Below are 24883 nucleotides of genomic sequence, written 5' to 3'. Positions count from 1 at the left end.
GTTATTGTTTAATTATTATGCAAATGCATATTTATCGACCAAAATGGCGGCCGCAATAGCGGTTGTTTTTGAGGCAGATTTCGCATCTATAATATCCGCCATGATGTTGCCGCTCGCCGATCTGCTTCTCACTCCCGACGCCATGGCTGCCGTCGACCGCGCTGCGGCCGCATCCGGCATCGATTCCTATGGGCTTATGGGGAAGGCAGGGCAGGCGGTTGCCGCATCCGCGCTCCGGCACTTTCCCGGAGCCACCCGATATGCCGTTCTCTGCGGACCGGGCAACAATGGCGGCGATGGCTATGTCGCGGCCCGCGCGCTGAAAGAGGCCGGCGCCGAAGTGCGGCTTTTCCATCTTGGCGACCCCCGGCGACTCAAGGGCGATGCGGCCTGCGCTTTTGCCGATTGCCCGATCGAGGGCGAGACGATCGACGGCTATGTTCCACAGGCCGGCGATGTCGTCATCGATGCGGTCTTCGGTGCGGGCCTCTCGCGGCCGATTCCGGACGAGTTGGTTGCCACGATCGCTCGCGTCGCGGAAGCTGGTGTTTCCGTGATTTCAGTCGATCTGCCATCAGGAATCGATGGGCGTAGCGGCCAGACCCTTGGTGCAGCCTTCCATGCCGAGCGCACCGTGACCTTCATGACACGCAAGCCCGGGCATCTTCTCCTGCCGGGTCGCGACCTGTGCGGCGAACTGGAGGTCTTCGACATCGGCATTCCCGGACGTATCGTACGCGCCCATGCAGACGGCGCGCTCGCCGAAAACACGCCGGCGCAATGGCTGGCCGCCATACCCTCGGCAGGCACCGAGACGCACAAATACAAGCGTGGCCATCTCGTCGTCTTCTCGGGCGGGCCGAACGCGACAGGTGCCGCGCGCATGTCGGCCATGGCCGGGCTGAAGGCTGGGGCTGGGCTAGTCACCATCGCCTCGCCGCCCGAAGCGCTTGGTGTCAACGCCGGCTTGCTCACCGCAATCATGCTGCACGCTGTCGCGGATGAAGCTTCGTTGCGCGAATGGCTCGCTGACCAGCGCCTCTCGACCTTCGTTCTCGGGCCTGGCTTCGGCGTCGGCGAGAAGGCCAGGCAATTCTGCCTCGCGGTCGCGGATCGACATCTGGTGCTCGATGCGGATGGCATCACCTCGTTTCGCGGCGATCCGCAACAGCTTTTCGATGCTTTCGCCGAAGGGCCGACGCGATTGGTGTTGACGCCTCATGAAGGCGAGTTTGGTCGTCTTTTCCCCGATATCGCCGCCGATGACGCTTTGAGCAAGGTTGACAAGGCGAGGGCGGCGGCCGCCAGAGCCCATGCCGCCATCATCTACAAGGGTGCCGATAGCGTGATCGCCGCTCCGGACGGCAGGGCACTGATCAATGCCAACGCGCCGCCATGGCTTGCCACCGCCGGCTCCGGCGATGTGCTCGCCGGCATTGTCGGTGGCCTGATGGCGCAAGGGGCGCCGGCCTTCGAGGCGGCCGCTGCCGGCGTCTGGCTGCATGGCCTGGCAGGCCAGCATGCCGGCAAGGGGCTGACGGCCGAAGATCTCGTGGCGGCCGTCAAGCCGCTTTAAAGCTACTTGGCGACTTCCGCCTGCAATGCAATCGCGCCGGGCGGTGCATTTACCTTGCCTTCGTGGATCATGAAAGCAAAGACATCGCGCGGTTCCGCCTTGACCTTGCGCTTGGCGTCGATCAGCGGCAGATCATCAGGCACATTGCCTGTGGCCCATGATTTCAGGCGATCCGCCCAGGCTTTCAGGTCCTTCGGCGGATAACAGGTCTTGATATCGTCCGATCCCTTCTGCAGGCGGGCATAGACGAAATCGGCCGTGACATCGGCGATCATCGGATAGTCGAAATGCTCGGCGCAAACGGGTGCGACATTGTATTTTTCGAGCAGCGCGACGAACTCCGGCACCTTGAAGGAATCGTGCCGGACCTCGACAACGTGTTTCAAGGCAAGGCCGTCCTGCTTCCCCGGCAGCAGCTTGAGGAAGGCCTCGAAATCGTCGGAATCAAATTTCTTCGTCGGCGCGAACTGCCAGAGCAGCGGGCCGAGATGATCGCCGAGCTCGCTGATCCCAGATTCCAGAAATTTCTGCATGGATTCGCCGGCCTCGGCAAGAATCCGGCGATTGGTGACGAAGCGGGTGGCCTTCAAGGAGAAAATGAATCCATCAGGCACATCGGCGGCCCACTTGGCAAAGACCTCGGGTTTCTGCGTGCTGTAATAGGTGCCGTTGACCTCGATCACCCTCAGCTGGCGGCTGGCGTAATTGAGTTCGTCCTTCTGCTTCAGCGTGTCGGGATAGAAGGTCCCGCGCCAGGGCTCGAAAGTCCAGCCGCCTATGCCTGTGCGGATTTCGCCCGCTTTGGTCATTCTTTCCTCCTTGGCCATTCGGCCGGGTGATTTTCACTCCGCCGCCGCAACCTTCTTCACCGGGCGCCGCTCCAGCAATTCCTTCAGGAACTGCCCCGTATAGGAGCGCTTTTCCCTGACGACCGCTTCCGGCGTACCGACGGCCACGATCTCGCCGCCGCCGTCGCCACCTTCCGGACCGAAATCGAGGATCCAGTCGGCGGTCTTGATGACTTCGAGATTATGCTCGATGACCACGACGGAATTGCCCTGATTGACCAGTTCGTGCAGCATTTCCAGAAGCTTGGCGACATCGTGGAAGTGCAGACCGGTTGTGGGTTCGTCGAGAATGTAGAGCGTGCGGCCCGTCGATCGCTTCGACAATTCCTTGGCTAGCTTGACGCGCTGCGCCTCGCCACCCGAAAGCGTATTGGCCTGTTGTCCGACCTTGATGTAGCCGAGGCCGACATCCTTCAGGCTCTGCAGCTTGTCGCGCACGGCCGGAACGGCGGCAAAGAAATCGACGCCTTCCTCGACCGTCATGTCGAGCACGTCGGCGATCGACTTGGTCTTGAAAGTGACGTCGAGTGTCTCGCGGTTGTAGCGCTTGCCGTGGCAGACGTCGCAAGTGACGTAAACGTCGGGCAGGAAGTGCATCTCGATCTTGATGACGCCGTCACCCTGGCATGCCTCGCAGCGGCCGCCCTTGACGTTGAAGGAGAAGCGGCCCGGCTGATAGCCGCGTGCCTTGGCTTCCGGCAGACCGGCAAACCAGTCGCGGATCGGCGTGAAGGCGCCGGTATAGGTCGCCGGGTTCGAACGCGGGGTCCGGCCGATCGGCGACTGATCGATATCGATCACCTTGTCGATATGCTCGAAGCCGTCGATGCGGTCGTGATCCGCGGGAATTTCCCGCGCACCCATGACGCGGCGCGCCGCCGACTTGTACAACGTCTCGATCAGGAAGGTCGATTTGCCACCGCCGGAAACGCCCGTCACCGCCGTGAACACGCCGAGCGGGATCGAAGCCGTGACATTCTTGAGGTTGTTGCCTCTAGCGCCGACGACCTTGATTTCCTTGCCCTTCTTGGGCTTGCGACGCTCGTCCGGAACCAGCACGCCGAGTTCGCCGGAAAGATATTTACCGGTCAGTGACTTCGGGTTCGCCATGATGTCCTGCGGCGTGCCATGCGCCACGACCTGGCCGCCATGGACGCCGGCGGCCGGGCCGATATCGACGACATCATCGGCCGTCAGGATCGCGTCTTCGTCATGCTCGACGACGATCACGGTGTTGCCGATATCGCGCAGATGCTTCAGCGTTTCCAGCAGGCGGGCATTGTCGCGCTGATGCAGGCCGATGGACGGTTCGTCGAGGACATAGAGAACGCCCGTCAGGCCCGAGCCGATCTGCGACGCCAAGCGAATGCGCTGGCTTTCGCCGCCGGAAAGCGTGCCGGAATTGCGTGACAGGCTTAGATATTCAAGGCCGACATCGTTCAGGAAACGTAGGCGATCACGGATTTCCTTGAGGATGCGCACGGCAATCTCGTTCTGCTTGTCGGTGAATGTCCCCGGCAGAGCGTCGAACCAGTCGCGGGCGACGCGGATCGACATTTCCGCCACCTGGCTGATGTGCAGCTTGTCGATCTTGACCGCCAAAGCTTCGGGCTTCAGGCGATAGCCGTTGCAGGCCGGGCAAGGGGCCGCCGACATGAAGCGCTCGATCTCTTCGCGCGCCCAGGCGGAATCCGTTTCCTTCCAGCGGCGCTCGAGGTTCGGCACGATGCCTTCGAAATTCTTGTGCGTGGTGTAGGAACGCGCACCGTCGGCATAGTGGAATTCGATCTTGTCTTCCGTGCCGTTCAGAATGACATCCTGCGCCTTTTCCGAAAGCTCGTTCCAGCGGCTTCCGAGCTTGAAGCCATAATGCTTGCCGAGCGCTTCCAGTGTCTGATTGTAATAGGGCGAGGTCGACTTGGCCCATGGCGCGATGGCGCCATCGCGCAGCGTGCGCTCCGGCTCCGGCACGATCAGTTCGGGATCAATCTTCTGCTGCGAGCCCAAGCCGTCGCAGGACGGGCAGGCGCCAAAGGGATTGTTGAACGAGAACAGGCGCGGTTCGATTTCCGGAATGGTGAAGCCGGAAACCGGGCAGGCAAACTTCTCCGAGAACAGCACGCGCTCATGCGTCTCGTTCAGCGACTTGTTGGCCGAACCGCCGGCGGCGGTTTCTTCCGGCGGCAAGGGCTTGTCGGCAAATTCCGCGACCGCAAGACCATCAGCCAGACGCAGTGAAGTCTCGAAACTGTCGGCAAGACGAGCCGCCATGTCAGGGCGCACGACGATACGATCGACCACGACGTCGATATCGTGCTTATATTTCTTGTCGAGCGCCGGCACATCGGCGATCTCGTAGAACTGGCCGTCGACCTTGACGCGCTGGAAGCCCTTCTTCATGAGCTCCGCCAGTTCCTTTTTGTATTCGCCCTTACGCCCACGCACGAGCGGCGCCAGAATATAGAGCCTGGTGCCTTCCTCGTATGCGAGCACGCGGTCGACCATCTGGCTGACCGTCTGGCTCTCGATCGGCAGACCCGTGACCGGCGAATAGGGAACGCCGACGCGCGCAAACAGCAGACGCATATAGTCGTAGATCTCGGTGACCGTGCCGACCGTCGAGCGCGGATTGCGCGAGGTGGTCTTCTGCTCGATCGAAATCGCCGGCGAGAGGCCGTCGATCTGGTCGACATCTGGCTTCTGCATCATCTCAAGGAACTGGCGCGCATAGGCCGAAAGGCTTTCGACATAACGGCGCTGGCCCTCGGCATAAATGGTGTCGAAGGCGAGCGACGACTTGCCGGAGCCGGAAAGGCCGGTCATGACGATCAGCTTGTTGCGTGGCAGGTCGAGATCGATGCCCTTGAGATTGTGCTCACGCGCACCACGTATGGAAATAGTCTTCAGTTCGCTCATCGTCGTATGCAGGTCCCTTGGAGTCTGCCTTTATTTAGTGATGTCAGCCCGCGAGTCGAGGCTGAAATGAAGGGTGGAGCCGGGTTTTCGATTCCGTTGACATGATCATAGGGATAAATTAGAACAAATAAAGAACAAAATTATCGCGGCGAATTCTTTGTGGATGAACGGAGCTGGAAAGGCCGCATAAATAGCACCCGATGCCTGCTATGGGTTAAGGTGCTCGGATTGAATTTCAAAGCCGTCGATGGGCGGCAAGCAGGGTGGTGTCATGGCCGGTAGTGTGAATAAGGTAATTCTGATTGGAAATCTCGGGGCGGACCCGGAAATCCGCCGCACGCAGGATGGCCGTCCGATCGCCAATCTCAATATCGCCACCTCCGAGACTTGGCGCGACCGCAATTCCGGTGAGCGCAAGGAAAAGACGGAATGGCACCGCGTTGTCATCTTCAATGAAGGCCTCTGCAAGGTCGCGGAGCAGTATTTGAAGAAGGGCGCCAAGGTTTACATCGAAGGCGCGCTGCAGACCCGCAAATGGCAGGACCAGAACGGTCAGGACAAATATTCGACCGAGATCGTGCTGCAGGGTTTCAATTCGACCCTGACCATGCTCGATGGTCGCGGCGAAGGCGGCGGCTCCTTCGAAGGCGGAAGCCGCGGTGGTCGTGGCGGCGGTGACTTCGGCGGTGGCGGTGATTACGGCGGTGACGACTATGGCCAGTCCTCTTCGCAGGGCTCCTCTCGCGGCGGCGGTGGCAACCGCGGCGGCGGTAACCAGAGCGGTGGCGGCGGCAATTTCTCGCGCGATCTGGATGATGACATCCCGTTCTGAGATCGGCGCAGCCGCTTGATCTTTAAAAGCCCGCCCCGTTTGGCGGGCTTTTTCATGAAAGGGCGAGTGCCGCCTTCGCGCCATCCACGACGAATTGCGCGGCAAGTGCCGCGAGGATAACCCCGAGCAGGCGGGTCAGGATGGCGCGGCCGGTTGCGCCAAGCATGCGGTCCAGCCTGTCGGAAATCGCAAGTGCGGCAAAGACCAGGCAGAGATTGGCGGCGATGACGCCGATCAGCTGCGCCCGGTCGAGTGTCGTTTGCAGCGATCCTGCCAAGAGGATCGTGGCCGAGATCGCGCCGGGGCCGGCGATCAGCGGCAAGGCGAGGGGAAAGACCGCTATATTGCGAATATGATCCTTCGTGATGGCGACTTCCGTCGTCTTCTCTTTCCTGTCCTGCCGCCGCTCGAATACCATCTCGAAAGCGATCCAGAATAGGAGCAGGCCGCCGGCGATGCGGAAGGCGCCGATGGAGATGCCGAGCACGCCAAGGACGCTTGCTCCGAATAGCGCAAAGGCTGCCAGGATGAAGAAGGCGATCAACGATCCGCGCAGAGCCACCTGCTTGCGCTCGGAGCGATTCATGCCCGCCGTAAGCCCGATAAAAAGCGGTGCGAGCCCAGGCGGATCGACGGTCACAAGCAGAGTCGTGAAGGCATTGATCAGCGTATCCGCGCTCGCCATATAGTCCCCAAAGCTTGTTCTGTCGTTGTTATCGAGCATTGTTATGCGAGGAACGAGCTTTCGCAAAGAGCCATGCGCTGCTATTGGCTGGTTACGCCATGGAAATGTTCGATTTCATGGCTTAAAGGGGCAAAAGCCTGTTCAAAAACACCGGCCCAAATTGGCGCTCGCCAGGCCTTTCGGCTATAAATTTCGCAGTGATTCTAAAAGAGATCGTGATCTGTTTTGACTGAGCAAACACCACCCGGCGGCGGGAAGCTCCCGCCAGGCATCGAGCCGATTTCCATCATGGAGGAAATGCAGCGGTCGTATCTCGATTACGCCATGAGCGTGATCGTCAGCCGCGCGCTTCCCGACGTTCGCGATGGTCTGAAGCCCGTTCATCGGCGCATTCTCTATGCGGCCCATCAGAGCGGCTATCACTGGAACCGCAAATATGTAAAGTCGGCTCGTCCCGTCGCCGACGTCATGGGTAGCTACCACCCGCACGGCGACGCTTCGATCTATGACGCCTTGGTCCGCATGGCGCAGGATTGGTCGATGCGCGTACCGCTCATCGACGGGCAGGGCAATTTCGGCTCGATCGACGGCGATCCGCCGGCGGCGATGCGTTACACGGAATCGCGCCTGACGAAGGTCGCCCACGAGCTTCTTGAGGATATCGACAAGGAAACGGTCGATTTCCAGGAAAACTACGACGCGACCACGGAAGAACCGAAGGTTCTGCCGGCGCGCTTCCCGAACCTGCTCGTCAACGGCTCGGGCGGTATCGCCGTCGGCATGGCGACGAACATTCCGCCGCACAACCTTTCCGAAGTCATCAACGGCTGTATTGCGCTGATCGACAATCCGGCGATCGAGCTGCCGGAGATGATGGAGATCATCCCCGGCCCGGATTTCCCGACGGGTGCGAAGATCCTTGGCCGTGCGGGCATCCGCTCCGCCTATGAGACGGGCCGCGGCTCCGTTGTCATGCGCGGTGTCGCGACCATCGAGCCGATGCGCGGCGATCGCGAGCAGATCATCATCACCGAGGTTCCCTATCAGGTGAACAAGGCGTCGATGATCGAGAAGATGGCCGAACTCGTGCGCGAGAAGCGCATCGAGGGCATCTCGGACCTGCGCGACGAGTCCGACCGTCAGGGCTATCGCGTCGTCGTCGAACTGAAGCGCGATGCCAATGCCGATGTCATCCTGAACCAGCTTTATCGCTATACGCCGCTGCAGACTTCCTTCGGCTGCAACATGGTGGCGCTGAACGGCGGCAAGCCCGAGCTGATGAACCTGATGGATATGCTGCGCGCTTTCGTGGCTTTCCGTGAAGAAGTGATCAGTCGCCGCACCAAGTATCTGCTGCGCAAGGCGCGTGATCGCGCCCATGTCTTGGTCGGTCTGGCCATTGCGGTCGCCAATATCGACGAGGTCATCCGCGTCATTCGTCAGGCGCCGGATCCGCAATCGGCCCGCGAAGAGCTGATGACACGTCGCTGGAACGCGGCGGATGTCGAGTCTCTTATCCGGCTAATCGACGATCCGCGGCACCGCATCAACGAAGACGGCACCTACAACCTCTCGGAAGAGCAGGCCCGCGCGATCCTCGAACTGCGTCTCGCACGTCTGACCGCTCTCGGTCGCGATGAAATCGACGAGGAGCTCAACCAGATCGGCGCCGAGATCAAGGACTATCTCGATATCTTGTCTTCACGCGCTCGCATTCAAACCATTGTAAAGGAAGAGCTTTCCGCTGTTCGTGATGAATTCGGAACGCCGCGCCGCACCGAGATCGTCGATGGCGGTCTCGAGATGGACGACGAGGATCTGATCGCACGCGAGGACATGGTCGTTACCGTTTCCCACCTCGGCTACATCAAGCGCGTGCCGCTGACCACCTATCGTGCGCAGCGCCGCGGCGGCAAGGGCCGCTCCGGAATGACCACCCGCGACGAGGATTTCGTTACCCGGCTATTTGTTCTCAATACGCATACGCCGGTTCTCTTCTTCTCGTCCCGCGGTATCGTCTACAAGGAAAAGGTCTGGCGGTTGCCGATCGGCACACCGACGTCGCGCGGCAAGGCGCTGATCAACATGCTGCCGCTCGAACCTGGCGAGCGCATCACCACGATCATGCCTCTGCCCGAGGATGAGGATAGCTGGGACAATCTGGATGTGATGTTCACGACGACGCGCGGAACCGTGCGCCGCAACAAGCTGTCGGATTTCGTGCAGGTCAACCGCAACGGCAAGATCGCTATGAAGCTCGAGGAAGAGGGCGATGAAATCCTCTCCGTCGAGACCTGTACGGAACATGACGACGTGCTGATGACCACGGCGCTCGGCCAGTGCATCCGCTTCTCGGTATCGGATGTGCGCGTTTTTGCCGGCCGCAATTCGATCGGCGTTCGCGGCATCACGCTTGCATCCGGCGACCGCATCATCTCGATGACGATCGTCCGGCATGTGGATGCCGAGCCATGGGAGCGTGCTGCCTACCTTAAGCGCTCCGTCAGCGAGCGTCGCTCCGCAACGGGCGACGACGAGGAAATCGCTCTGGTCGGCGAGGAAGTCACCGAAGAGGGACAACTCGGCGACGAACGCTATGAAGAACTCAAGGCGCTCGAACAATTCATCCTGACGGTTTCGGAAAAGGGCTTCGGCAAGCGGTCTTCCTCTTACGATTTCCGTATCTCCGGCCGCGGCGGCAAGGGTATCCGTGCCACGGACACCTCGAAGACAGGCGAGATCGGCGAGCTTGTTGCCGCCTTCCCGGTCGAGGATGGCGATCAGATCATGCTCGTGTCGGATGGCGGTCAGCTGATCCGCGTGCCGGTCGGCGGCATCCGCGTCGCCAGCCGCGCCACCAAGGGCGTCACCATCTTCTCCACTGCGAAGGATGAGAAGGTCGTATCCGTCGAGCGTATCAGCGAACCGGAAGGCGACGAGGATGATGCCTCGGCAGCCGAGGACGATGCTGTTGCCGGTGAGGCCGGAGATGCCGGTGGCGAGGGCAGCAGCGAAGAATAGTCTTCGCTGTATCCGCTCGAAGAGACCAGCGGCTGCTCGGTCGGCCCGTCTGGAAGTTGAATGTTTTCAATCGCATGAGCTTGGCAACAGGCTCATGCGATTGTCATTTGGAGTATGGCGTGCGCGGATCTGGCAGCTGATTCCTAACTCTTTATTCCTGTCTTCTATCGCTTTGGGCAAAGGACGGCAGAACCTCCAGGCTCTCCCGATCCAGCTGCGCGAAAACCTCGTCGTAGCCAAAGCGGAAATGCCAGCCGAGGATCACGCCCGCAGATTTCGATGCGTAAACGCGATCGATTCTGTCAGGCAGCGGCCAGTTTCGCTGTAGAAATTTCGCGGCGAGGCCGGGTGCACGCAATCGAATGACGGAAGCGGCGTCGACCGCGAGCGCCTCGCAATCCTCCGGCTTGAACAACGTGCCGGCGGAAACGATATGCCGTTGAAAATCCTTGCCGCCATTCGTCAGCGCCGCGACATGGGCGTCGGCGACATCGCGGATATCGACGCCGCGATGCAGGCGATGGACAGCCATCACATTTGCCGACTCCGGAAAACTTCGAGACATGCGTAAAACGCGGACCTGCAAATCCGGGCCAGTCATGCCTTTAAGGATCTGCTCGGCTTCCAGTTTCGTGCGGTGATAGATGCTTTTCGGTTGCGGCACGGTGTCTTCATCGATCCATGTGCAATGACTGGGAACGACGGCGCGACCATACAGTGCGGTCGTGCTGGTAAACACCAATCGCTTCACGCCGGCAGCAAGCGCTGCCTCAGCCAGCTGCCGTGTTCCGTCCACATTGATGCGGCGAAATTCATCGTCGGAAACCGCGCCGACATGAGGGGCATGCAGGGCCGCGCAATGGATGACTGCATCCGCACCCGTCAGCGCCTGGCGCAGCAACGCGGCATCGGTAAAATCTCCAATGAGATGCGTCGTCGAAAACGGCGAACGATCGATGCTTATCACCGTGTGGCTTGGTGCCAGCGCATTAAAGATCGCCCGGCCAAGTCGCCCGGAACTGCCTGTCAGGACAATGCGCATCTCGATCCCTCGATGAACCTCAGTCACCATAGCATGATCGAAGCGTCTGGCGTGCTTCCTCTCGCAAGATCATGCTTTTGCGTGTTGGTGGAGGGGCCTGCAGGGAAAGGGTCGGAACCATAATGACAATAAAAAACCGGACGCTGGCGGGGATAGCGTCCGGTTCAGGGTCCATCCGAGCATATGTGGCGGGGAGAGATGCTCGGTACGCGGAGATCAGAGCGTCTTGTGACGCTTATGCAGCCTCTTGCTCTCTTCGCTTTCGCGATGGAGCGCCGAAATGGTGGATGCGACTGACACGACAAACATGATGCTGATAAAAACTGTAAGCAGCGTCAAAATTGTGAACATGATCGCTCCCTCCTTTGGTGGGACTAGCGTTCAGATCCCTTAGTATTGGCTCGAAGCAACGAAAGGACGAGCCGAAGCAAAGGGACCATAGATCTTCGACTGGTCGGGTTTCTGATCGTAAAGCGCAACGGTTGCTGCGAGCATTCCCGAAATCATAGCCATCCAAACAACGTTAATAAGGGTGATCTTGTCGGGCATACTCTTCTTCCTTCTTGTCGGAATGTGCAATCTGCGTTTCGGACTGTTAACGCGGCGTTTTCCAAATGGTTCCGCCGATCTTGATGGCTATCTAGCAATGCGCGCCTGAAGCGACCTTGAATGCCCCGTTCATCTGGCGTTCAGATTCGCGATGCGTCTTGCGCATGGCGATGGCTATTTCTTGGGCAAAATCGATCTCGTTGCTGTTTCCCGAGGCGGAATCCCATTCGATCTCATAATGGTCGGCGAAAACATGAACGAGGTATTCGACGAGAAATGAACCGATGATGGCGCCTGCGATAATGAAGACGAGCATGGTATGATGTCCTTGAAGCGGAGACCGGCGGGCCGTTGAAGCATGCCCGTTTCGATGTTGATGTCAGTAAAGCATTGTCGAGCTGAAACGGGCTTGAACGGCGTGTTCATCTGCAGTTTAGCGGCGGCCGCCGGGTTGCAAATCACTTGCGATACGGCCTCATCCGTGACAAAAGGCGTCGAAACAACGAGCCGGCTTGGTAATGACGACAGCCTTCTATCCAGGGTCTTTCGACCCAATGACCAACGGACATCTCGATGTCCTCGTGCAGGCGTTGAACGTCGCCGAAAAGGTGATCGTCGCGATCGGCATTCACCCCGGCAAGAAGCCGCTTTTCTCGTTCGACGAGCGTGCCGAACTGATCCGCAGATCGCTCGCCGATGCTCTGCCGCAAAAGGCAGGCGATATTTCCGTCGTCGCTTTCGACAATCTGGTTGTCGATGCGGCCCGCACCCATGGCGCGACCTTGCTCGTGCGCGGCCTGCGCGATGGCACCGATCTCGATTATGAAATGCAGATGGCGGGCATGAACAGGCAGATGGCGCCGGATATACAGACGCTGTTTCTGCCCGCCGGCACGGCCTCGCGGCCCATAACCGCCACATTGGTGCGGCAGATCGCATCCATGGGCGGCGATGTCAGCGCCTTCGTGCCGTCAGCGGTTCTGGAAGCCCTGACCGGCAAACTCAAAAATATGGCCAGCGGCAATAGCTGAGCCAAAATCCAATCCCGAACGGAGCATCCATGAAACTCTTTCATATTGCATTGGCAGGATTCCTGAGCCTCGCCGCCTTCGCAGGCAGCGCCCTCTCTGCCTCGGCCGCCGATCTTCTGACGATCCAGCTCAAGGACGGCCCGGTCGTCATCCAACTGATGCCTGAGGTCGCTCCCAAGCATGTCGCCCAGATTGAAGCGCTGGCCAAGAAGGGCGCCTACGACAACGTCGTCTTCCATCGCGTCATCGATGGCTTCATGGCCCAGACGGGCGACGTCCAGTACGGCAATGCCGCCAAGGGTTTTGACCCGAACAAGGCCGGCACCGGCGGTTCCGATCTGCCGAACCTGCCGGCCGAGTTCTCCAAGGTTCCGTTCACGCGCGGCACCGTCGGCATGGCGCGTGCCCAGGACCCGAACTCCGCCAATTCGCAGTTCTTCATCATGTTCGCAGACGGCGCTTTCCTGAACGGCCAGTACACGGTCGTCGGCAAGGTCATCTCGGGCATGGAGCTCGTCGACAAGATCAAGCGTGGCGAGGGCCAGAACGGCGAAGTGAGCAACCCTGACAAGATGATCAAGGTCACCGTCACCAAGAAGTGATTTCACGGGCATGATCCCAAAAGACGCGGCGCGGCTTTTGGATGAGATCACGCCAAGGCAAGCTGCATGATCCGGGCAGGATCATGCACAAACAGAAAAAACAAGGAAACGAACATGGCTGAGATCAAGGATCCAGAAAACACCCTCATCCTGGAAACCACCAAGGGCCAGGTTGTCATTCAGCTCCTGCCGCAGGTCGCTCCCGAGCATGTCGCCCGCATCAAGGAGCTTGCGCGCGAAAAGGCCTATGACGGCGTCGTCTTCCATCGCGTCATCGACGGCTTCATGGCCCAGACCGGCGACGTGCAGTTCGGCAAGCAGGGCAGCGAAACCTTCAATCCCGGCCGTGCCGGCATGGGCGGCTCTTCCAAGCCGGATCTGAAGGCCGAGTTCTCCGCGACGTCGCATATTCGCGGCACCTGCTCGATGGCCCGTTCGCAGAACCCGAACTCGGCCAACTCGCAGTTCTTCATCTGCTTTGCCGACGCTCCGTGGCTGAACAAGCAGTACTCTGTCTGGGGTCAGGTCATCTCCGGCATGGAATTCGTTGACCAGATCAAGCGCGGCGAGCCGGTAAAGGATCCGGATTCGATCGTATCTGCTCGGGTTGCTGCCGACGTCTGATCGTGATTATTCCTGAAACCCGCCTCTTGCGTCGCTGGCGTGAGGGGCGGGTTTCGCTTTGCCTGGATGAATTCAATGCGTGTTGACCTTTTCGATTTCGATCTGCCGGATGAGCGTATAGCGCTGAGGCCCGCCGAGCCGCGCGACAGCGCGCGCCTGCTCGTCGTCGATCCGAACGGCGGTGCGAATACGCTGAGCGATCATCAGGTGCGAGATCTGCCATCCTTCCTGCGCCCCGGCGACGCCGTGGTCTTCAACGATACCAAAGTGATCCCGGCACAGCTGGAAGGCATTCGCCATCGCGAAGGCGCACCAGGCCAGCAGGTCTCGGCGACGCTGCATATGCGCACCGCGCCGGATCGCTGGAAGGCCTTTGCCAAGCCTGGCAAGCGCATCAAGATCGGCGATCGCATCCAGTTCGGCCATGGCGAGAATGTCTGCGCACTCGGCTCGCTCGATGCAACGGTCGAAGAAAAGGGAGAGGGTGGCGAGATCACGCTTCGGTTCGATCTGTCCGGTCCCGCTCTCGATGAGGCGATTGCCAGCGTTGGACATATTCCGCTGCCACCCTATATCGCGGCGAAGCGCCCGGAAGATGAGCGTGATCGCGCCGACTACCAGACGATCTACGCGCGCGAAGAGGGCGCCGTCGCGGCACCAACCGCGGGCCTCCATTTCACGCCGTCTCTGTTTGCCGCACTCGATGCCCTCGGCGTCGAGCGGCATTTCGTGACGCTGCATGTCGGCGCAGGCACTTTTCTGCCGGTCAAGGCCGACGATACCGACGATCACAAGATGCATTTCGAGATTGGCTACGTCGATGCCGTCACCGCCGAAAAGCTTAATGCCGTCAAGGCTAGGGGCGGGCGCATCGTCTGCGTCGGCACCACCTCGCTGCGGCTGATCGAAAGCGCCGCTTCTGACGACGGCACCATCCAGCCCTGGCAAGGTGCCACGGGCATTTTCATCACGCCCGGCTACCGTTTCAAGGCCGTTGACATGCTGATGACCAATTTCCACCTGCCGCGCTCGACCCTGTTCATGCTCGTATCGGCCTTTGCCGGCCTCGATACGATGCGCGCGGCCTATACCCATGCTATCGAGACGGGCTATCGCTTCTATTCCTATGGCGATGGCAGCCTGCTCTACCGGAAAGACTAGGACGACATGAGCGAGAGCTTTCAGTTTCAATTAAAGAAGACCGATGGCGGCGCCCGCCTCGGCGAAGTCTCCATGCCGCGCGGTACGATCCGCACGCCGGCCTTCATGCCCGTCGGCACCGTCGGCACCGTCAAGGCCATGTATCTCGACCAGGTGCGTGAGACGGGCGCCGATATCATTCTCGGCAATACTTATCACCTGATGCTGCGCCCGACGGCCGAGCGCGTCGCCCGCCTCGGCGGCCTGCATCAGCTGATCCGCTGGCCGCATCCGATCCTCACCGATTCCGGCGGCTTCCAGGTGATGTCGCTCTCCGGCCTGCGCAAGCTCGATGAGCAGGGCGTTACCTTCAAATCGCATGTCGACGGCAGCCTGCATCATATGTCGCCGGAGCGCTCGATCGAAATCCAGGGCCTGCTCGATTCCGATATCCAGATGCAGCTCGACGAATGCGTCGCCCTGCCGGCAACGCCGAAGGACATCGAGCGCGCCATGGAAATGTCGCTGCGCTGGGCGGAGCGCTGCAAGGTCGCCTTCGGCAACCAGCCCGGCAAGGCCATGTTCGGCATCGTCCAGGGTGGCGACGTTCCAGAGCTTCGCGTCCGTTCGGCGCAGGCACTGAGCGGCATGGACCTGAAGGGCTATGCAGTCGGCGGCCTTGCCGTCGGCGAGCCGCAGGAAGTCATGCTGCGCATGCTCGAGATCACGCTTCCCGAACTGCCGACGGAGAAGCCGCGCTACCTGATGGGTGTCGGCACGCCCGATGACATCCTGAAGTCCGTCGCCCGTGGCATCGATATGTTCGATTGCGTGATGCCGACCCGTTCGGGCCGTCATGGTTTGGCCTTTACGCGTCGCGGCAAGGTCAACATCCGCAACGCGCGCCATGCCGAGGATATGCGTCCGCTGGACGAGCAGTCCAATTGCCCGGCTTCACGGGATTATTCGCGCGCCTATCTGCATCACCTCGTCCGCGCCAACGAAGCGCTCGGCGGCATGCTGCTTTCCTGGCACAATCTCGCCTATTACCAGGAGCTGATGCAGGGCATCCGACAGGCAATCGCCGAAGGCCGCTTCGCCGATTTCATGGCCGAAACCCAGGAAAATTGGGCCAGGGGTGATTTGGAGCCCGTTTGAAGAGGTTCATACGGCGCTGAATTGGTCATAGGCGCGTAGCGCGTCTGCGGCATACATCAGCGCCGGCCCGCCGCCCATATAGACGCTCATCGCCATGACCTCGGCAATTTCCTGACGAGTTGCCCCCAATTCCTTCAGAGCCTTGGCGTGGAAGCCAATGCATCCATCGCATCGCTGGGTGATGCCGATAGCGAGTGCGATCAGTTCTTTGGTCTTTTTGTCGAGAGCTCCATCGGCGCTCGCGCCCTTGGCGAGTGCATAAAAACCTTGCATCGCATCCGGTGAAAGTTTGCGCAATTCGCTCGTATAAGCAGAGATGTCGCGCGTTATCTCTTTGTAGTCCTTGGTCATTTTCCATCTCCAATTCTTCGCTTTTCATTTCATAAAAAATTGATATCATAAAAATATGAAATGTAAAGGCAGGGAATCATGACTGACTTCATGTTGGAAATGCAGGAAAAGGCGGGCGGTGCAGCGGATTTCCTGAGTGGTCTCGCCAATCCCAGCCGACTGCTTATCCTCTGTCAGCTTGCGAGCGGCGAGAAGAGCGTCACGGCTCTGATCGCGGAAACGTCTATTGGCCAGACATCGATGTCTCAGCATCTGGCGAAATTGAAGAAGGAGGGACTCGTCGATTATCGGCGCGATCACCGCACGCTTTACTACTACATCAGCGATCCTGCCGCGCTGGAGATCATGCAGGTTCTCTACAACCGCTTTTGCAAAAAGGACTAGCAATCATGCCGATCGAAACTATCGATAGCCAACAGGCCCGTGAATGGCTCTTGTCCGGAGAGGCGGTGCTGGTCGACGTACGCGAGCCTGATGAATTCCGTGGCGAACATATCCCCGGCGCCATCTCGGTTCCGCTATCGCAGGTGGCGAGAATATCGTCCCTCCTGGCCATTCCCTCTGGAAAGAAGGTGATCTTCCAATGCCTGAAGGGCGGCCGTGGCGAAAAAGCATGCGAAGCTTTTCGTTCCTCGGATGCGGAGGCTCGTGAACCCTTCAATCTGACCGGTGGCATCACCGCCTGGAAGGCTGCAGGACTTCCCGTTATCGGAGCAAGCTTGTCCGCGCCGCGTGTGTCGATCTTCCGGCAGGTCCAGATCACGGTCGGACTGCTGGTGCTGTTCTCTGTGCTGGCGGGCTATTTTGTAACACCGGTCGGATTCGCTGTCGCGGCTTTCTTCGGTGCGGCATTGGCCGTTGCCGGCATTTCTGGCTGGTGCGGTCTTGCCTTGGTGCTGGGCCGAATGCCTTGGAACAAGGGCCTGTGACGCCCAGCCGTTCGGTAGATGAAAGCAGTTTTGCCGATTTCATGGCCGAGGCGCGGGAAAACCGGGTGAGGGGTGATCTCGAGTCGGTTTGATCCGGCAGCGATAAGGTCTTGATGCAGGCCTTGCCTCGATTCCGATTTAGCGTTAGTTGGACTTCGTCGAAAAAGGCAGGGGCGGATCGGTAAGCCCGACCCCTTCTATTTGAAGCTCTGCTCCTCGCCATTGGCGTGAGAACCCACGACGCGGAACTTGGCCATTGTGGTCGAGTGTCTCGCGTTGGCGTGGGCCGGATCGACCGACATGTCTCCGCGGGAAAGCCTTTTGGAGCTGTCATGAGACTGAACCACCTGGATCTGCATGTTCCCGATGTCGCTGCGACCCGGGATTTTTTTGTTTCCGTATTCGGCCTGACGGAGGTGGAAACGCGGGGCGCAAATGGCCTCGCCATCCTTCGAGACGATGCCGGGCTTGAACTTGTCATCAGCCGGCCGGTCGAGAAATTCGGCGGCGCCGATGGCGTCTCCGTCGGTCGCAATACCTATCATATCGGCTTCATGCAGCCCTCTCGCGAGGCGGTCGATCTGCTGTTCGAGCGGGCGAAATCGAGCGGCAGTGAAATCTGGAAACCACCTTCGGCCATACGTGGCAATTGGTCGTTTTATTGTTTTGCACCGGGGCGAATCCTCATCGAAGTCGGCTGGCGCATGGAGCTTGCGCTGTTGGTAAATCATTTATTATCGATTGATTGCTATCCTTAATAAACATCATTTTGAGCCGGCTGGAACGGGCTTGCCTCGGGCAATTTCCGCTTCCGGCCGTGCTTCAAAATGAGTTTGGCGACAATAAAGCATTGGGAAAAATAGCGAATCGGAATAAACGGTCCATCCGCCTTTGAAAAACGTCATTGGCTGATTTGATTGCGTGGCCGCTTGGAATTTTGAAAAAATCCGGCTAAAACGCATTCTCTTGATCGATAAGGGCTGTACTACCGAAAATAGGAGGCACTTGCCGTTGAGGGCGCAACGCAAATTCGGGGCATGTCTTTCGGGGCTATTGGTCGTCGGTCTGGCCGCTACCAGCTGCACGACGACACAGAAGACAACAGCTACCCCCAGTAATACCACCAAGCCCATTCGTGGGGCAAAGGTGACGTATAATTACACGATGAAGGACAAGGACTGTCTCGAACGTGCCATGTACTTCGAGTCGGAACGCTCCGATCCCGGCGGTTACATGGCCGTTGGCACGGTCGTGATGAACAGACTGACCTCCGGTGCCTATCCGCCCACGATCTGTGGCGTGGTCTCTCAGGAGAGGCAGTTCGCGCCAGGCGTGATGACCAGGGAAGTCAAGGATCAGGCAAAGCCCGATCTCGAAGTTGCTGCCTCGAAGATCCTGCGCGGCGAGCGGCATCCCCAGGTGAAGGACGCGATGTTCTTCCATACCGAAGGCCTGAGATTCCCATACGATAATATGCACTACGTCGCTTACGCCGGCGGCAACGCGTTCTATGAGAAGCGTGGTCACGATGGCGAATTGCAGACGCCTGCGCCGCTTCCGGCCTATGAGGTTGCGATGAATTACGTGCCCACGCAGGGCGCGCCGCAATCTCCGTTCGTCCTGCCGGAAATGCAGCCGGCGCCGACGACTTCGACCGTCGCGGCCTTTACGCCTGTCTCCAACCCGGTGGTGACGATGCCGCAGAGCGCCGTTCTGATCCCGGCTGCGGTACCGATCCCGACACCGGCACCCACGGACATGGCGATTTCGGGACCGCTTTCGAGCGGCGAAACCACCTACACGAATACGCCAATGCCGGCATCGACGGTCGTCATTCCGCAGCCGCGCCCGGAATTCGACGGCAACGCGCCGGCGGGAAATTCGCTTAGAATTCGCGGCTAGCAGCAACTGGCCCAAACCCTTGAGCAGCGCGTCTCTTTCTTAGAGGCGCGCTGTTTTCATTTGGGCCGAGCCATCTCAGATGCCCTCGCTCGTTGCTTTCGGGAGTATCTGCACGCCATTGATCTTGTAACTACCGTCGGGTTGACGGGTTATCTGATAGATCGCCGTCCAGTCCTTATCATCGGTACCTGTGATCAACACCTCCTGATAAACGACTGCGCCGTTGTCGATCGCCCGGCTTTTGCCGAAGGCATAGTTGCCGGGATGATAGACTGGTTGGTAGCTCCTCTTCACCATGGCGAAGAAGCTGTCCTTATCGGGGAAGAGTGCCTTGATGCCGGGTGCGGCGAAGGAATAGGCGGTCGCCGCATCATCGTGCAGAAAGGCCTCGATTTGTTGCTCAATGAGGCTCTGCGCCGTCTGCACCGGATCTTCCGCATAGGCGGCCGGCGCGAAGGCTATGCAGCAGAGAAAAGCGGCTATGGAAAAAGCGCGCATGTCCGTCCCCAGCCATATGGGAAGAGCTTAGCGCGCTTTGATCTCAAGCAGAAGTGATTATTGCCAGCGGCGGAAGAGCGCGCTGGCGTTGACGCCACCGAAACCGAAGCCATTGGAGATCGCATACTCCATGGCCATCGGGCGCGCGGTGGTGCCGACGATGTCGATGCCTTCGGCCGCTTGATCCGGATCCTGCAGATTGCGCGTCGGCGGGGCGATCTGATCACGCAGAGCCATAATCGTGAAGATGGCTTCCATACCGCCGGCGGCACCCAGCAGATGGCCGGTCGCCGCCTTCGTACCGCTGACGGCAATCGCACCTTCGCGGCCGAAAACAGTCTTGATGGCTTCCATCTCGCCTCGGTCGCCGACCTGGGTCGATGTCGCATGCGCATTCAGATGCTTGACCTCTGCTGGCGAAATGCGAGCCTGGGAAAGTGCCGCAAGCATGGCCCGGCGCGCGCCATCGCCGTCTTCCGGTCCGGCGGTCATGTGATAGGCGTCGGCGGCGGTGCCATAGCCGACAAGCTCGGCAAGCGGCGTCGCGCCACGCGCAAGGGCATGCTCCAAGGTCTCGATGACAAGCATGCCGGCGCCTTCGCCCATGACGAAACCGTCACGACCGCTGTCGAAGGGGCGGGAGGCTTCTTCCGGCCGGTTGCTGAAGCCGGTCGAGAGAGCGCGCGCGGCAGCGAAGCCGCCAAGGCTCACCTTGTCGATGCAGGCTTCGGCACCGCCGCAGATGGCGATATCGGCCTCGCCTGAGCGGATCAGCCGTGCCGCGTCGCCGATCGCCTGGACGCTGGCAGCACATGCTGTAACCGGTGCGCCGAGCGGCCCCTTGTATCCGTAACGGATACTCACTTGGCCGGTGGCGAGGTTGACGAGGAAGGAGGGGATAGTGAAGGGCGAAAGGCGGCGCACACCCTTTGTCTCGGCCGTGCGCACGGCATCGGCAATGGCGGGAAAGCCACCGACACCCGATGCAATGATCGTGGCCGTCCGTTCCAGAGCGCCGACGTCAGTCGGTTGCCAGCCGGCCTGCAGGATCGCCTCCTCTGCTGCCGCCATGGCGAGGAGAATGAAACGATCCATCTTCTTCTGGTCTTTGACGGGCACATAGCGGTCGACATCGAAGCCGGCTTCGGGATCTTCCGCGATGTCGGGAACAACACCGCCGATCTTGGCGGTGAGATCACCTACCATTTCCTCAGGCAGCAGCCTGAGGCCGGAGCGCCCCTCGACCAGCCGTTTCCAGCTTGCATTGACACCCACGCCCAGGGGAGAAACCAGTCCCATGCCGGTGACGACGATACGATCCATGTCTTGCTCCTATTCGATCAGGCGTCGAAGCCTAGAAACCATGCTTTCATCTGAGCGATGCGTTCATGAACGATGTCATCGGCCGCAGGCCCGGGCACGAGCATCGTGTCTTCGGGTTTAAAGGCGCGGCCGGTGACGCGGTCGATGAGAAGCGGGTCGCGATCCTCACCGGTATTGGCGTCGACAAGGCGCATTGCGACGTCTTCGGCGGGCAAATGCCGATTGCCCCAGGTGAAGAGCGCCATCAGCACAGGGAAGAAATCCCGGCCCTTGCCGGTCAGCACATATTCGTAGCGCGGCGGCCGCTCTTGATAGGGTCGCCGCTCGAACAGGCCTTCATCGGTCAGATGCTTGAGGCGCCGTGTCAGGATGTTCGGCGCAATACCGAGATTTTTCTGGAATTCGTCGAACCGGCTCAGCCCCTGCAACGCATCGCGCAGGATCAGAATGCTCCACCAGTCGCCCACGCTTTCGAGCGCACGGGCGGCAGGGCATTTGAAGGAACTGAAGCTCGTTCTTTGCATGCGGAGGCAGATAGCACGAGTAACTATCATCATGCAAGTTACTAAGTTGGCGCAACATCTGCGGGAATTTGCATCAGGATGTCAGCAATAAAATGGAGTGAATCGGAATCCGTTTGCGATAGTTTCAATCCAGATGTTCAGCTTCTGATAGGGCTGATATTAAGGGAGAGTCCCACTAGGGTAGCGATATGGCAACGACCCCATATTTCACCACGGAGCGGTTACACCTACGCGAAATTCTTGCCTCCGACGCCTCGTTCATCGGAGAGTTGATCAGCCATGACGAGGTGCGGCGCTTTCTCGGCGGTCCCGTTCCCATTGCTCAGCGTGAAGCGGCGATATCTGATTATCGCTCTGCCGTCGAAGGGAAGTTGGTATGGCTCGTGGAAACCAGAAAAGCGCGACATCCTCTTGGCTTGATTAGCATTTCACGCCACACAGACGGCGAGGATTATGAACTGTCTTACCAGCTTCATCCTGATGCATGGGGCTTCGGTTATGCAACCGAAGCAGCAATGCGTGTCATCGAATTTGCCCTGAACGATCTACGGCTCAAGCGGTTGATAGCGGAAACTCAGTCTGCCAACACCGCGTCCCGTCGTCTGCTCGAAAGGTTAGGAATGAAGGAGCTGCGACGATTGCAGCGGTTTGGAGCAGAACAAGTCGTCTATATGAGCTAGTTGTTCGTCGCAAAGAGGCCTCAATAGGGAGGTGCCTTACGAGCGCGCTGCTGTTTTGCTGCCTCGGTCCACCAGGCGAGGTCGTCGGCAAAACGGGGAAAAGCCCTTGCCAGCGCATCGCCTCCGTTCCCGGTAGGTTTACTGTCAGCGTCCAGTGCCGCCGAAATATTGGCGACGGCAAGCGTGCTTGAAATGACGACCATTCCCATCTCCGAAAGAGTGCCATGCCAGGCGGGCGCCGCATGTGCGCCGGAAAGGCGGCCGCCGGAGTAGCTGGCAATCGCCGCCGGGCGCCAGAACCATTCTTCAAGATAATGATCGGTCAGGTTCTTCAGGCCGGGTTGCATACCCCAGTTGTATTCGCCGGTGACGAAAACGAAGGCGTCGGCAGCCCGGACTTTTGCCGCAAGCGCCTCCATTGCCGGCGGTGCGGAACCTTTGGGGTATTCCTTGTACATTCGGTCGAGCATCGGCAGTCCAACCGCCTGCGCATCGATGAGCTCCACGTCGTTTCCACGCTCAATCAGGCCGGCTACGATAAAATTCGCGAGGCGGATGCCGACACGATCCGAGCGGTAGGAACCGTAGAGAACCAGAATATTGTCGGCCATTGTTGGTTATGTCCTCACAGTCTCGTGCGACATGTATGGAGCAGTTCGGCTCGTCACGAAGTTTCTGAACTGCTCTATCTTATTGTTTTCACGCAATTCCGGGCGGAAAACCGCTACGCACTTTTCCGGGAATCGCTTTAGGTTCGCGACTCCACCGGCACCGAAGCAGAGACTTCCTCCTCCGGAATATCGTCGAAGGACGCATAATTGAGGTTATAGAGCTTCGAGTAAAGCTTGCCGTTTGCCATCAGCTGATTGTGGTTGCCGCTTTCAAGCAACTGGCCGTTTTGCAGCACGATGATGCGGTCGGCCTCGCGGATGGTGGCCAGACGATGGGCGATGACGAGACCTGTGCGGCCTTCGAGCAGCTTCACCAACGCTTTCTGGATCAGCATTTCGGTGTAGCTGTCGATATTCGCCGTCGCTTCGTCGAGCACGAGGATCTTGGCGTCGGCGACAAGAGCGCGGGCGAAGCTGACGAGCTGGCGCTGGCCGAGCGAAAGACCGCCGCCGCGCTCGCCGAGAACGGAATCGTAGCCATCCGGAAGACGCATGATGAATTCATGCGCACCGACGGCCTTGGCTGCCTCGATCACCTCTTCGCGCGTCGCCTCCGTCTTGTTGTAGCGGATGTTCTCCAGCACTGTGCCGGTGAAGAGGAACGGCTCCTGCAGCACCATGGCGATCTGGCGTCCAAGCGAATCCTGGGTAAGGGAGCGTACGTCATGACCGCCAACCAATACCTGGCCGTGCTGCACATCATAGAAGCGGTGGATGAGCGCCATGGAGCTCGACTTGCCTGAGCCCGTTGGCCCGATCAGCGCCACCGTTTCTCCCGGATTGACCCTGAAGCTGACATTCTTCAGCACGGGATGCTGGGGATTGTAGCCGAAGATCACATCGCGGAATTCGACCGAGCCATCCATGTCTGGCGACAGCTCGATCGCATCGGGCGCATCCTTGATGTCGACCGGAACATCGAGCACTTCGGTCAGTCGCTGGCCGGACGCCATGGCGCGCTGCATGACCGAATATTGCATGGTCAGCGAACGGATCGGGTCGAAGAAGCGCTGAATGTAGAACAGGAAGGCGACCATGATGCCGACATCGAGCTTGTGGTTCAGCACCATCGAACCGCCGACGATGATGACGATCGCCATGGCCATGCCGGTCAGCGTATCGACGATCGGCACCATCACCTGGGCGTAGCGCGCCGCGGTCAGGTGTGTCTCAAGGTTCGCGTGGGCCTTGTCGTCGAAAAGCGAGAAGTTCACGCTCTGCCGATGCATGCCCTGGACGGCACGCACGCCATGGATCGCCTCCGCCAGTGCGCCATTGGTGACGGAGTTGGTCTCGTGCGCGTTCATGAAGGCGACGCGCGCCTTCGGCAGCCAGAACAGCCGCACGATGAAAAGGATCGGCATGACGGAAAGCGTCAGCAGGCCGAGCCGGAAATCGAGTGACAGTATGACGATGACGATGCCGAAGAGCAGGGCTATGTCGCCGACGGAAAGCACTGAAGTTTCAAGGAATTCCTGCATGGAGTTAACGTCACCCTGCAGGCGCGACATCAGGCGACCGACTTCCGTTTTATCCATGAAGGATAGTGAGACGCGCTGCAGATGCGCAAACATCGCCCGACGAATGTCGAACAGCACTTCCTCGGCGACCTGGCCGACATAGGTTTCCTGCACGTAGCTTGCCCCGTAATTGACGAGGATGGCCACCGTGAAAACTGCGAGAGACAACCAGAGTGCGGAATAATCTATAGCTCCGGGCGCCATCGCGCTGTCGATCGCATGTCGGATGACGAGCGGTATGACGATCTGCGATGCGGTGAAGAGCAGAACGGCCGCAACGGAGATATAGATCTGGCGCCGATAGGGGCTGACGAAGGCCCATATGCGGCGGATGATCTTGCTATCGAAGACCTTGCCGAAGATCTCCTCTTCGACGCGATGCGAACCGACCACGGCGCGGGGAGGGCGACGACCATCCTCGCGCACATCGTTGCGCTCGGTTTCGATGGTTTCCGACATTG

The 24883-nt window shown here is 59.5% G+C and carries 25 protein-coding genes; 13 read left to right on the top strand and 12 right to left on the bottom strand.

Translation table 11 applies throughout. The features are described 5' to 3' along the window. Positions 1 to 100: 100 nt before the first annotated feature. Positions 101 to 1576, top strand: coding sequence for an NAD(P)H-hydrate dehydratase (locus GA0061103_RS23400; protein ID WP_092715435.1), 1476 nt, complete (start codon positions 101 to 103; stop codon positions 1574 to 1576). A gap of 2 nt (positions 1577 to 1578) precedes the next feature. Here GA0061103_RS23400 and GA0061103_RS23395 read toward each other — a convergent pair whose 3' ends face one another. Further along, positions 1579 to 2385, bottom strand: coding sequence for a DUF72 domain-containing protein (locus GA0061103_RS23395; protein ID WP_092715876.1), 807 nt, complete (start codon positions 2383 to 2385; stop codon positions 1579 to 1581). Positions 2386 to 2418: 33 nt separating this feature from the next. Beyond that, the gene (gene uvrA / locus GA0061103_RS23390; RefSeq protein ID WP_092715433.1) at positions 2419 to 5340 is read right to left on the bottom strand and encodes an excinuclease ABC subunit UvrA; all 2922 of its coding nucleotides are present in this window, start codon (positions 5338 to 5340) and stop codon (positions 2419 to 2421) included. A 271-nt stretch (positions 5341 to 5611) separates the two neighbouring features. On the opposite strand from uvrA, the gene GA0061103_RS23385 reads away from it, so the two are divergent. Then, positions 5612 to 6172: a single-stranded DNA-binding protein gene (locus GA0061103_RS23385; RefSeq protein ID WP_092715874.1), complete on the top strand. Its 561-nt coding sequence runs from the start codon at positions 5612 to 5614 to the stop codon at positions 6170 to 6172. A gap of 52 nt (positions 6173 to 6224) precedes the next feature. Here GA0061103_RS23385 and GA0061103_RS23380 read toward each other — a convergent pair whose 3' ends face one another. Beyond that, complete coding sequence (locus tag GA0061103_RS23380; RefSeq protein WP_092715872.1) at positions 6225 to 6857, bottom strand: MarC family protein; 633 nt, start codon at positions 6855 to 6857, stop codon at positions 6225 to 6227. A gap of 225 nt (positions 6858 to 7082) precedes the next feature. Between GA0061103_RS23380 and gyrA the strand changes: the two genes are divergently transcribed. Continuing rightward, positions 7083 to 9878: a DNA gyrase subunit A gene (gene gyrA / locus GA0061103_RS23375; RefSeq protein WP_092715431.1), complete on the top strand. Its 2796-nt coding sequence runs from the start codon at positions 7083 to 7085 to the stop codon at positions 9876 to 9878. A 151-nt stretch (positions 9879 to 10029) separates the two neighbouring features. On the opposite strand, the gene GA0061103_RS23370 is transcribed toward gyrA, so the two are convergent. The 3 genes from GA0061103_RS23370 to GA0061103_RS23365 all read right to left on the bottom strand — a co-directional run bounded on the left by GA0061103_RS23370 (position 10030) and on the right by GA0061103_RS23365 (position 11785). Beyond that, positions 10030 to 10920 carry an NAD-dependent epimerase/dehydratase family protein gene (locus GA0061103_RS23370; protein WP_092715870.1) on the bottom strand — a complete coding sequence of 297 codons (891 nt, stop codon included), beginning with the start codon at positions 10918 to 10920 and terminating at the stop codon, positions 10030 to 10032. A 390-nt stretch (positions 10921 to 11310) separates the two neighbouring features. After that, positions 11311 to 11469 (bottom strand): hypothetical protein, encoded by a 159-nt coding sequence (locus GA0061103_RS35110; protein ID WP_015339886.1) that lies wholly within the window; start codon positions 11467 to 11469, stop codon positions 11311 to 11313. A 91-nt stretch (positions 11470 to 11560) separates the two neighbouring features. After that, complete coding sequence (locus GA0061103_RS23365) at positions 11561 to 11785, bottom strand: hypothetical protein (RefSeq protein ID WP_245304850.1); 225 nt, start codon at positions 11783 to 11785, stop codon at positions 11561 to 11563. A 202-nt stretch (positions 11786 to 11987) separates the two neighbouring features. On the opposite strand from GA0061103_RS23365, the gene coaD reads away from it, so the two are divergent. The 5 genes from coaD (at position 11988) to tgt (ending at position 16024) form a co-directional block, all read left to right on the top strand. Next, positions 11988 to 12500, top strand: a complete 513-nt coding sequence (gene coaD / locus GA0061103_RS23360) for a pantetheine-phosphate adenylyltransferase (RefSeq protein ID WP_092715429.1) — start codon at positions 11988 to 11990, stop codon at positions 12498 to 12500. Between the two features lie 29 nt (positions 12501 to 12529). Beyond that, positions 12530 to 13102 carry a peptidylprolyl isomerase gene (locus tag GA0061103_RS23355; protein WP_092715427.1) on the top strand — a complete coding sequence of 191 codons (573 nt, stop codon included), beginning with the start codon at positions 12530 to 12532 and terminating at the stop codon, positions 13100 to 13102. 114 nt (positions 13103 to 13216) lie between these two features. Next, the gene (locus GA0061103_RS23350; protein WP_092715425.1) at positions 13217 to 13726 is read left to right on the top strand and encodes a peptidylprolyl isomerase; all 510 of its coding nucleotides are present in this window, start codon (positions 13217 to 13219) and stop codon (positions 13724 to 13726) included. 75 nt (positions 13727 to 13801) lie between these two features. Beyond that, positions 13802 to 14887, top strand: a complete 1086-nt coding sequence (gene queA, locus GA0061103_RS23345) for a tRNA preQ1(34) S-adenosylmethionine ribosyltransferase-isomerase QueA (RefSeq protein ID WP_092715423.1) — start codon at positions 13802 to 13804, stop codon at positions 14885 to 14887. Between the two features lie 6 nt (positions 14888 to 14893). Next, positions 14894 to 16024 carry a tRNA guanosine(34) transglycosylase Tgt gene (gene tgt, locus GA0061103_RS23340; protein ID WP_092715421.1) on the top strand — a complete coding sequence of 377 codons (1131 nt, stop codon included), beginning with the start codon at positions 14894 to 14896 and terminating at the stop codon, positions 16022 to 16024. Between the two features lie 6 nt (positions 16025 to 16030). On the opposite strand, the gene GA0061103_RS23335 is transcribed toward tgt, so the two are convergent. Then, positions 16031 to 16375, bottom strand: a complete 345-nt coding sequence (locus GA0061103_RS23335; protein WP_092715419.1) for a carboxymuconolactone decarboxylase family protein — start codon at positions 16373 to 16375, stop codon at positions 16031 to 16033. A gap of 78 nt (positions 16376 to 16453) precedes the next feature. On the opposite strand from GA0061103_RS23335, the gene GA0061103_RS23330 reads away from it, so the two are divergent. The 4 genes from GA0061103_RS23330 (at position 16454) to GA0061103_RS23315 (ending at position 19206) form a co-directional block, all read left to right on the top strand. Then, positions 16454 to 16759: an ArsR/SmtB family transcription factor gene (locus GA0061103_RS23330; RefSeq protein WP_092715417.1), complete on the top strand. Its 306-nt coding sequence runs from the start codon at positions 16454 to 16456 to the stop codon at positions 16757 to 16759. A gap of 5 nt (positions 16760 to 16764) precedes the next feature. Then, entirely contained in the window at positions 16765 to 17304 is a 540-nt protein-coding gene (locus GA0061103_RS23325; RefSeq protein WP_092715416.1) for a rhodanese-like domain-containing protein, read from the top strand. Between the two features lie 332 nt (positions 17305 to 17636). Further along, complete coding sequence (locus tag GA0061103_RS23320; RefSeq protein WP_092715414.1) at positions 17637 to 18062, top strand: VOC family protein; 426 nt, start codon at positions 17637 to 17639, stop codon at positions 18060 to 18062. A 253-nt stretch (positions 18063 to 18315) separates the two neighbouring features. After that, on the top strand, positions 18316 to 19206 hold the full coding sequence (locus tag GA0061103_RS23315) for a cell wall hydrolase (RefSeq protein WP_092715412.1): 891 nt from the start codon (positions 18316 to 18318) through the stop codon (positions 19204 to 19206). A 75-nt stretch (positions 19207 to 19281) separates the two neighbouring features. Here GA0061103_RS23315 and GA0061103_RS23310 read toward each other — a convergent pair whose 3' ends face one another. The 3 genes from GA0061103_RS23310 to GA0061103_RS23300 are packed head-to-tail and all read right to left on the bottom strand — an operon-like array spanning position 19282 to position 21551. Then, positions 19282 to 19704 carry a DUF4864 domain-containing protein gene (locus GA0061103_RS23310; RefSeq protein ID WP_092715410.1) on the bottom strand — a complete coding sequence of 141 codons (423 nt, stop codon included), beginning with the start codon at positions 19702 to 19704 and terminating at the stop codon, positions 19282 to 19284. 57 nt (positions 19705 to 19761) lie between these two features. Continuing rightward, a complete protein-coding gene (gene fabF / locus GA0061103_RS23305; RefSeq protein WP_092715408.1) occupies positions 19762 to 21027 on the bottom strand; it encodes a beta-ketoacyl-ACP synthase II in 1266 nt (421 codons plus the stop codon). Positions 21028 to 21044: 17 nt separating this feature from the next. Next, entirely contained in the window at positions 21045 to 21551 is a 507-nt protein-coding gene (locus tag GA0061103_RS23300; protein ID WP_092715406.1) for a winged helix-turn-helix transcriptional regulator, read from the bottom strand. 188 nt (positions 21552 to 21739) lie between these two features. Here GA0061103_RS23300 and GA0061103_RS23295 point away from each other — a divergent pair, with 188 nt between their 5' ends. After that, positions 21740 to 22231, top strand: a complete 492-nt coding sequence (locus GA0061103_RS23295) for a GNAT family N-acetyltransferase (protein ID WP_092715404.1) — start codon at positions 21740 to 21742, stop codon at positions 22229 to 22231. A gap of 20 nt (positions 22232 to 22251) precedes the next feature. Here the strand turns inward: GA0061103_RS23295 and GA0061103_RS23290 are convergent, their stop codons facing one another. Then, positions 22252 to 22842 (bottom strand): NADPH-dependent FMN reductase, encoded by a 591-nt coding sequence (locus tag GA0061103_RS23290; protein ID WP_092715402.1) that lies wholly within the window; start codon positions 22840 to 22842, stop codon positions 22252 to 22254. Positions 22843 to 22979: 137 nt separating this feature from the next. Beyond that, positions 22980 to 24881 (bottom strand): ABC transporter ATP-binding protein, encoded by a 1902-nt coding sequence (locus tag GA0061103_RS23285; RefSeq protein ID WP_092715400.1) that lies wholly within the window; start codon positions 24879 to 24881, stop codon positions 22980 to 22982. Positions 24882 to 24883 lie beyond the last annotated feature (2 nt).

This window comes from Martinezella multihospitum, from assembly GCF_900094585.1.
GTDB lineage: Bacteria > Pseudomonadota > Alphaproteobacteria > Rhizobiales > Rhizobiaceae > Rhizobium > Rhizobium multihospitium.
Note: the sequence above shows the minus strand (reverse complement) of the source record. Positions and strands in the feature narration are given on the sequence as shown.

Excerpts from the sequence above, each read along its gene's own strand:
- queA (WP_092715423.1), top strand. The coding sequence starts at position 13,802 with ATGCGTGTTGACCTTTTCGATTTCGATCTGCCGGATGAGCGTATAGCG.
- GA0061103_RS23300 (WP_092715406.1), bottom strand. The coding sequence starts at position 21,551 with ATGCAAAGAACGAGCTTCAGTTCCTTCAAATGCCCTGCCGCCCGTGCG.
- uvrA (WP_092715433.1), bottom strand. The coding sequence starts at position 5,340 with ATGAGCGAACTGAAGACTATTTCCATACGTGGTGCGCGTGAGCACAAT.
- GA0061103_RS23370 (WP_092715870.1), bottom strand. The coding sequence starts at position 10,920 with ATGCGCATTGTCCTGACAGGCAGTTCCGGGCGACTTGGCCGGGCGATC.
- fabF (WP_092715408.1), bottom strand. The coding sequence starts at position 21,027 with ATGGATCGTATCGTCGTCACCGGCATGGGACTGGTTTCTCCCCTGGGC.
- GA0061103_RS23400 (WP_092715435.1), top strand. The coding sequence starts at position 101 with ATGATGTTGCCGCTCGCCGATCTGCTTCTCACTCCCGACGCCATGGCT.
- GA0061103_RS23350 (WP_092715425.1), top strand. The coding sequence starts at position 13,217 with ATGGCTGAGATCAAGGATCCAGAAAACACCCTCATCCTGGAAACCACC.
- GA0061103_RS23290 (WP_092715402.1), bottom strand. The coding sequence starts at position 22,842 with ATGGCCGACAATATTCTGGTTCTCTACGGTTCCTACCGCTCGGATCGT.
- GA0061103_RS35110 (WP_015339886.1), bottom strand. The coding sequence starts at position 11,469 with ATGCCCGACAAGATCACCCTTATTAACGTTGTTTGGATGGCTATGATT.
- GA0061103_RS23325 (WP_092715416.1), top strand. The coding sequence starts at position 16,765 with ATGCCGATCGAAACTATCGATAGCCAACAGGCCCGTGAATGGCTCTTG.
- GA0061103_RS23365 (WP_245304850.1), bottom strand. The coding sequence starts at position 11,785 with ATGCTCGTCTTCATTATCGCAGGCGCCATCATCGGTTCATTTCTCGTC.
- GA0061103_RS23330 (WP_092715417.1), top strand. The coding sequence starts at position 16,454 with ATGACTGACTTCATGTTGGAAATGCAGGAAAAGGCGGGCGGTGCAGCG.
- GA0061103_RS23295 (WP_092715404.1), top strand. The coding sequence starts at position 21,740 with ATGGCAACGACCCCATATTTCACCACGGAGCGGTTACACCTACGCGAA.
- GA0061103_RS23380 (WP_092715872.1), bottom strand. The coding sequence starts at position 6,857 with ATGGCGAGCGCGGATACGCTGATCAATGCCTTCACGACTCTGCTTGTG.
- GA0061103_RS23395 (WP_092715876.1), bottom strand. The coding sequence starts at position 2,385 with ATGACCAAAGCGGGCGAAATCCGCACAGGCATAGGCGGCTGGACTTTC.
- coaD (WP_092715429.1), top strand. The coding sequence starts at position 11,988 with ATGACGACAGCCTTCTATCCAGGGTCTTTCGACCCAATGACCAACGGA.
- GA0061103_RS23355 (WP_092715427.1), top strand. The coding sequence starts at position 12,530 with ATGAAACTCTTTCATATTGCATTGGCAGGATTCCTGAGCCTCGCCGCC.
- GA0061103_RS23285 (WP_092715400.1), bottom strand. The coding sequence starts at position 24,881 with ATGTCGGAAACCATCGAAACCGAGCGCAACGATGTGCGCGAGGATGGT.
- GA0061103_RS23335 (WP_092715419.1), bottom strand. The coding sequence starts at position 16,375 with ATGACCAAGGACTACAAAGAGATAACGCGCGACATCTCTGCTTATACG.
- GA0061103_RS23320 (WP_092715414.1), top strand. The coding sequence starts at position 17,637 with ATGAGACTGAACCACCTGGATCTGCATGTTCCCGATGTCGCTGCGACC.
- GA0061103_RS23385 (WP_092715874.1), top strand. The coding sequence starts at position 5,612 with ATGGCCGGTAGTGTGAATAAGGTAATTCTGATTGGAAATCTCGGGGCG.
- GA0061103_RS23310 (WP_092715410.1), bottom strand. The coding sequence starts at position 19,704 with ATGCGCGCTTTTTCCATAGCCGCTTTTCTCTGCTGCATAGCCTTCGCG.
- tgt (WP_092715421.1), top strand. The coding sequence starts at position 14,894 with ATGAGCGAGAGCTTTCAGTTTCAATTAAAGAAGACCGATGGCGGCGCC.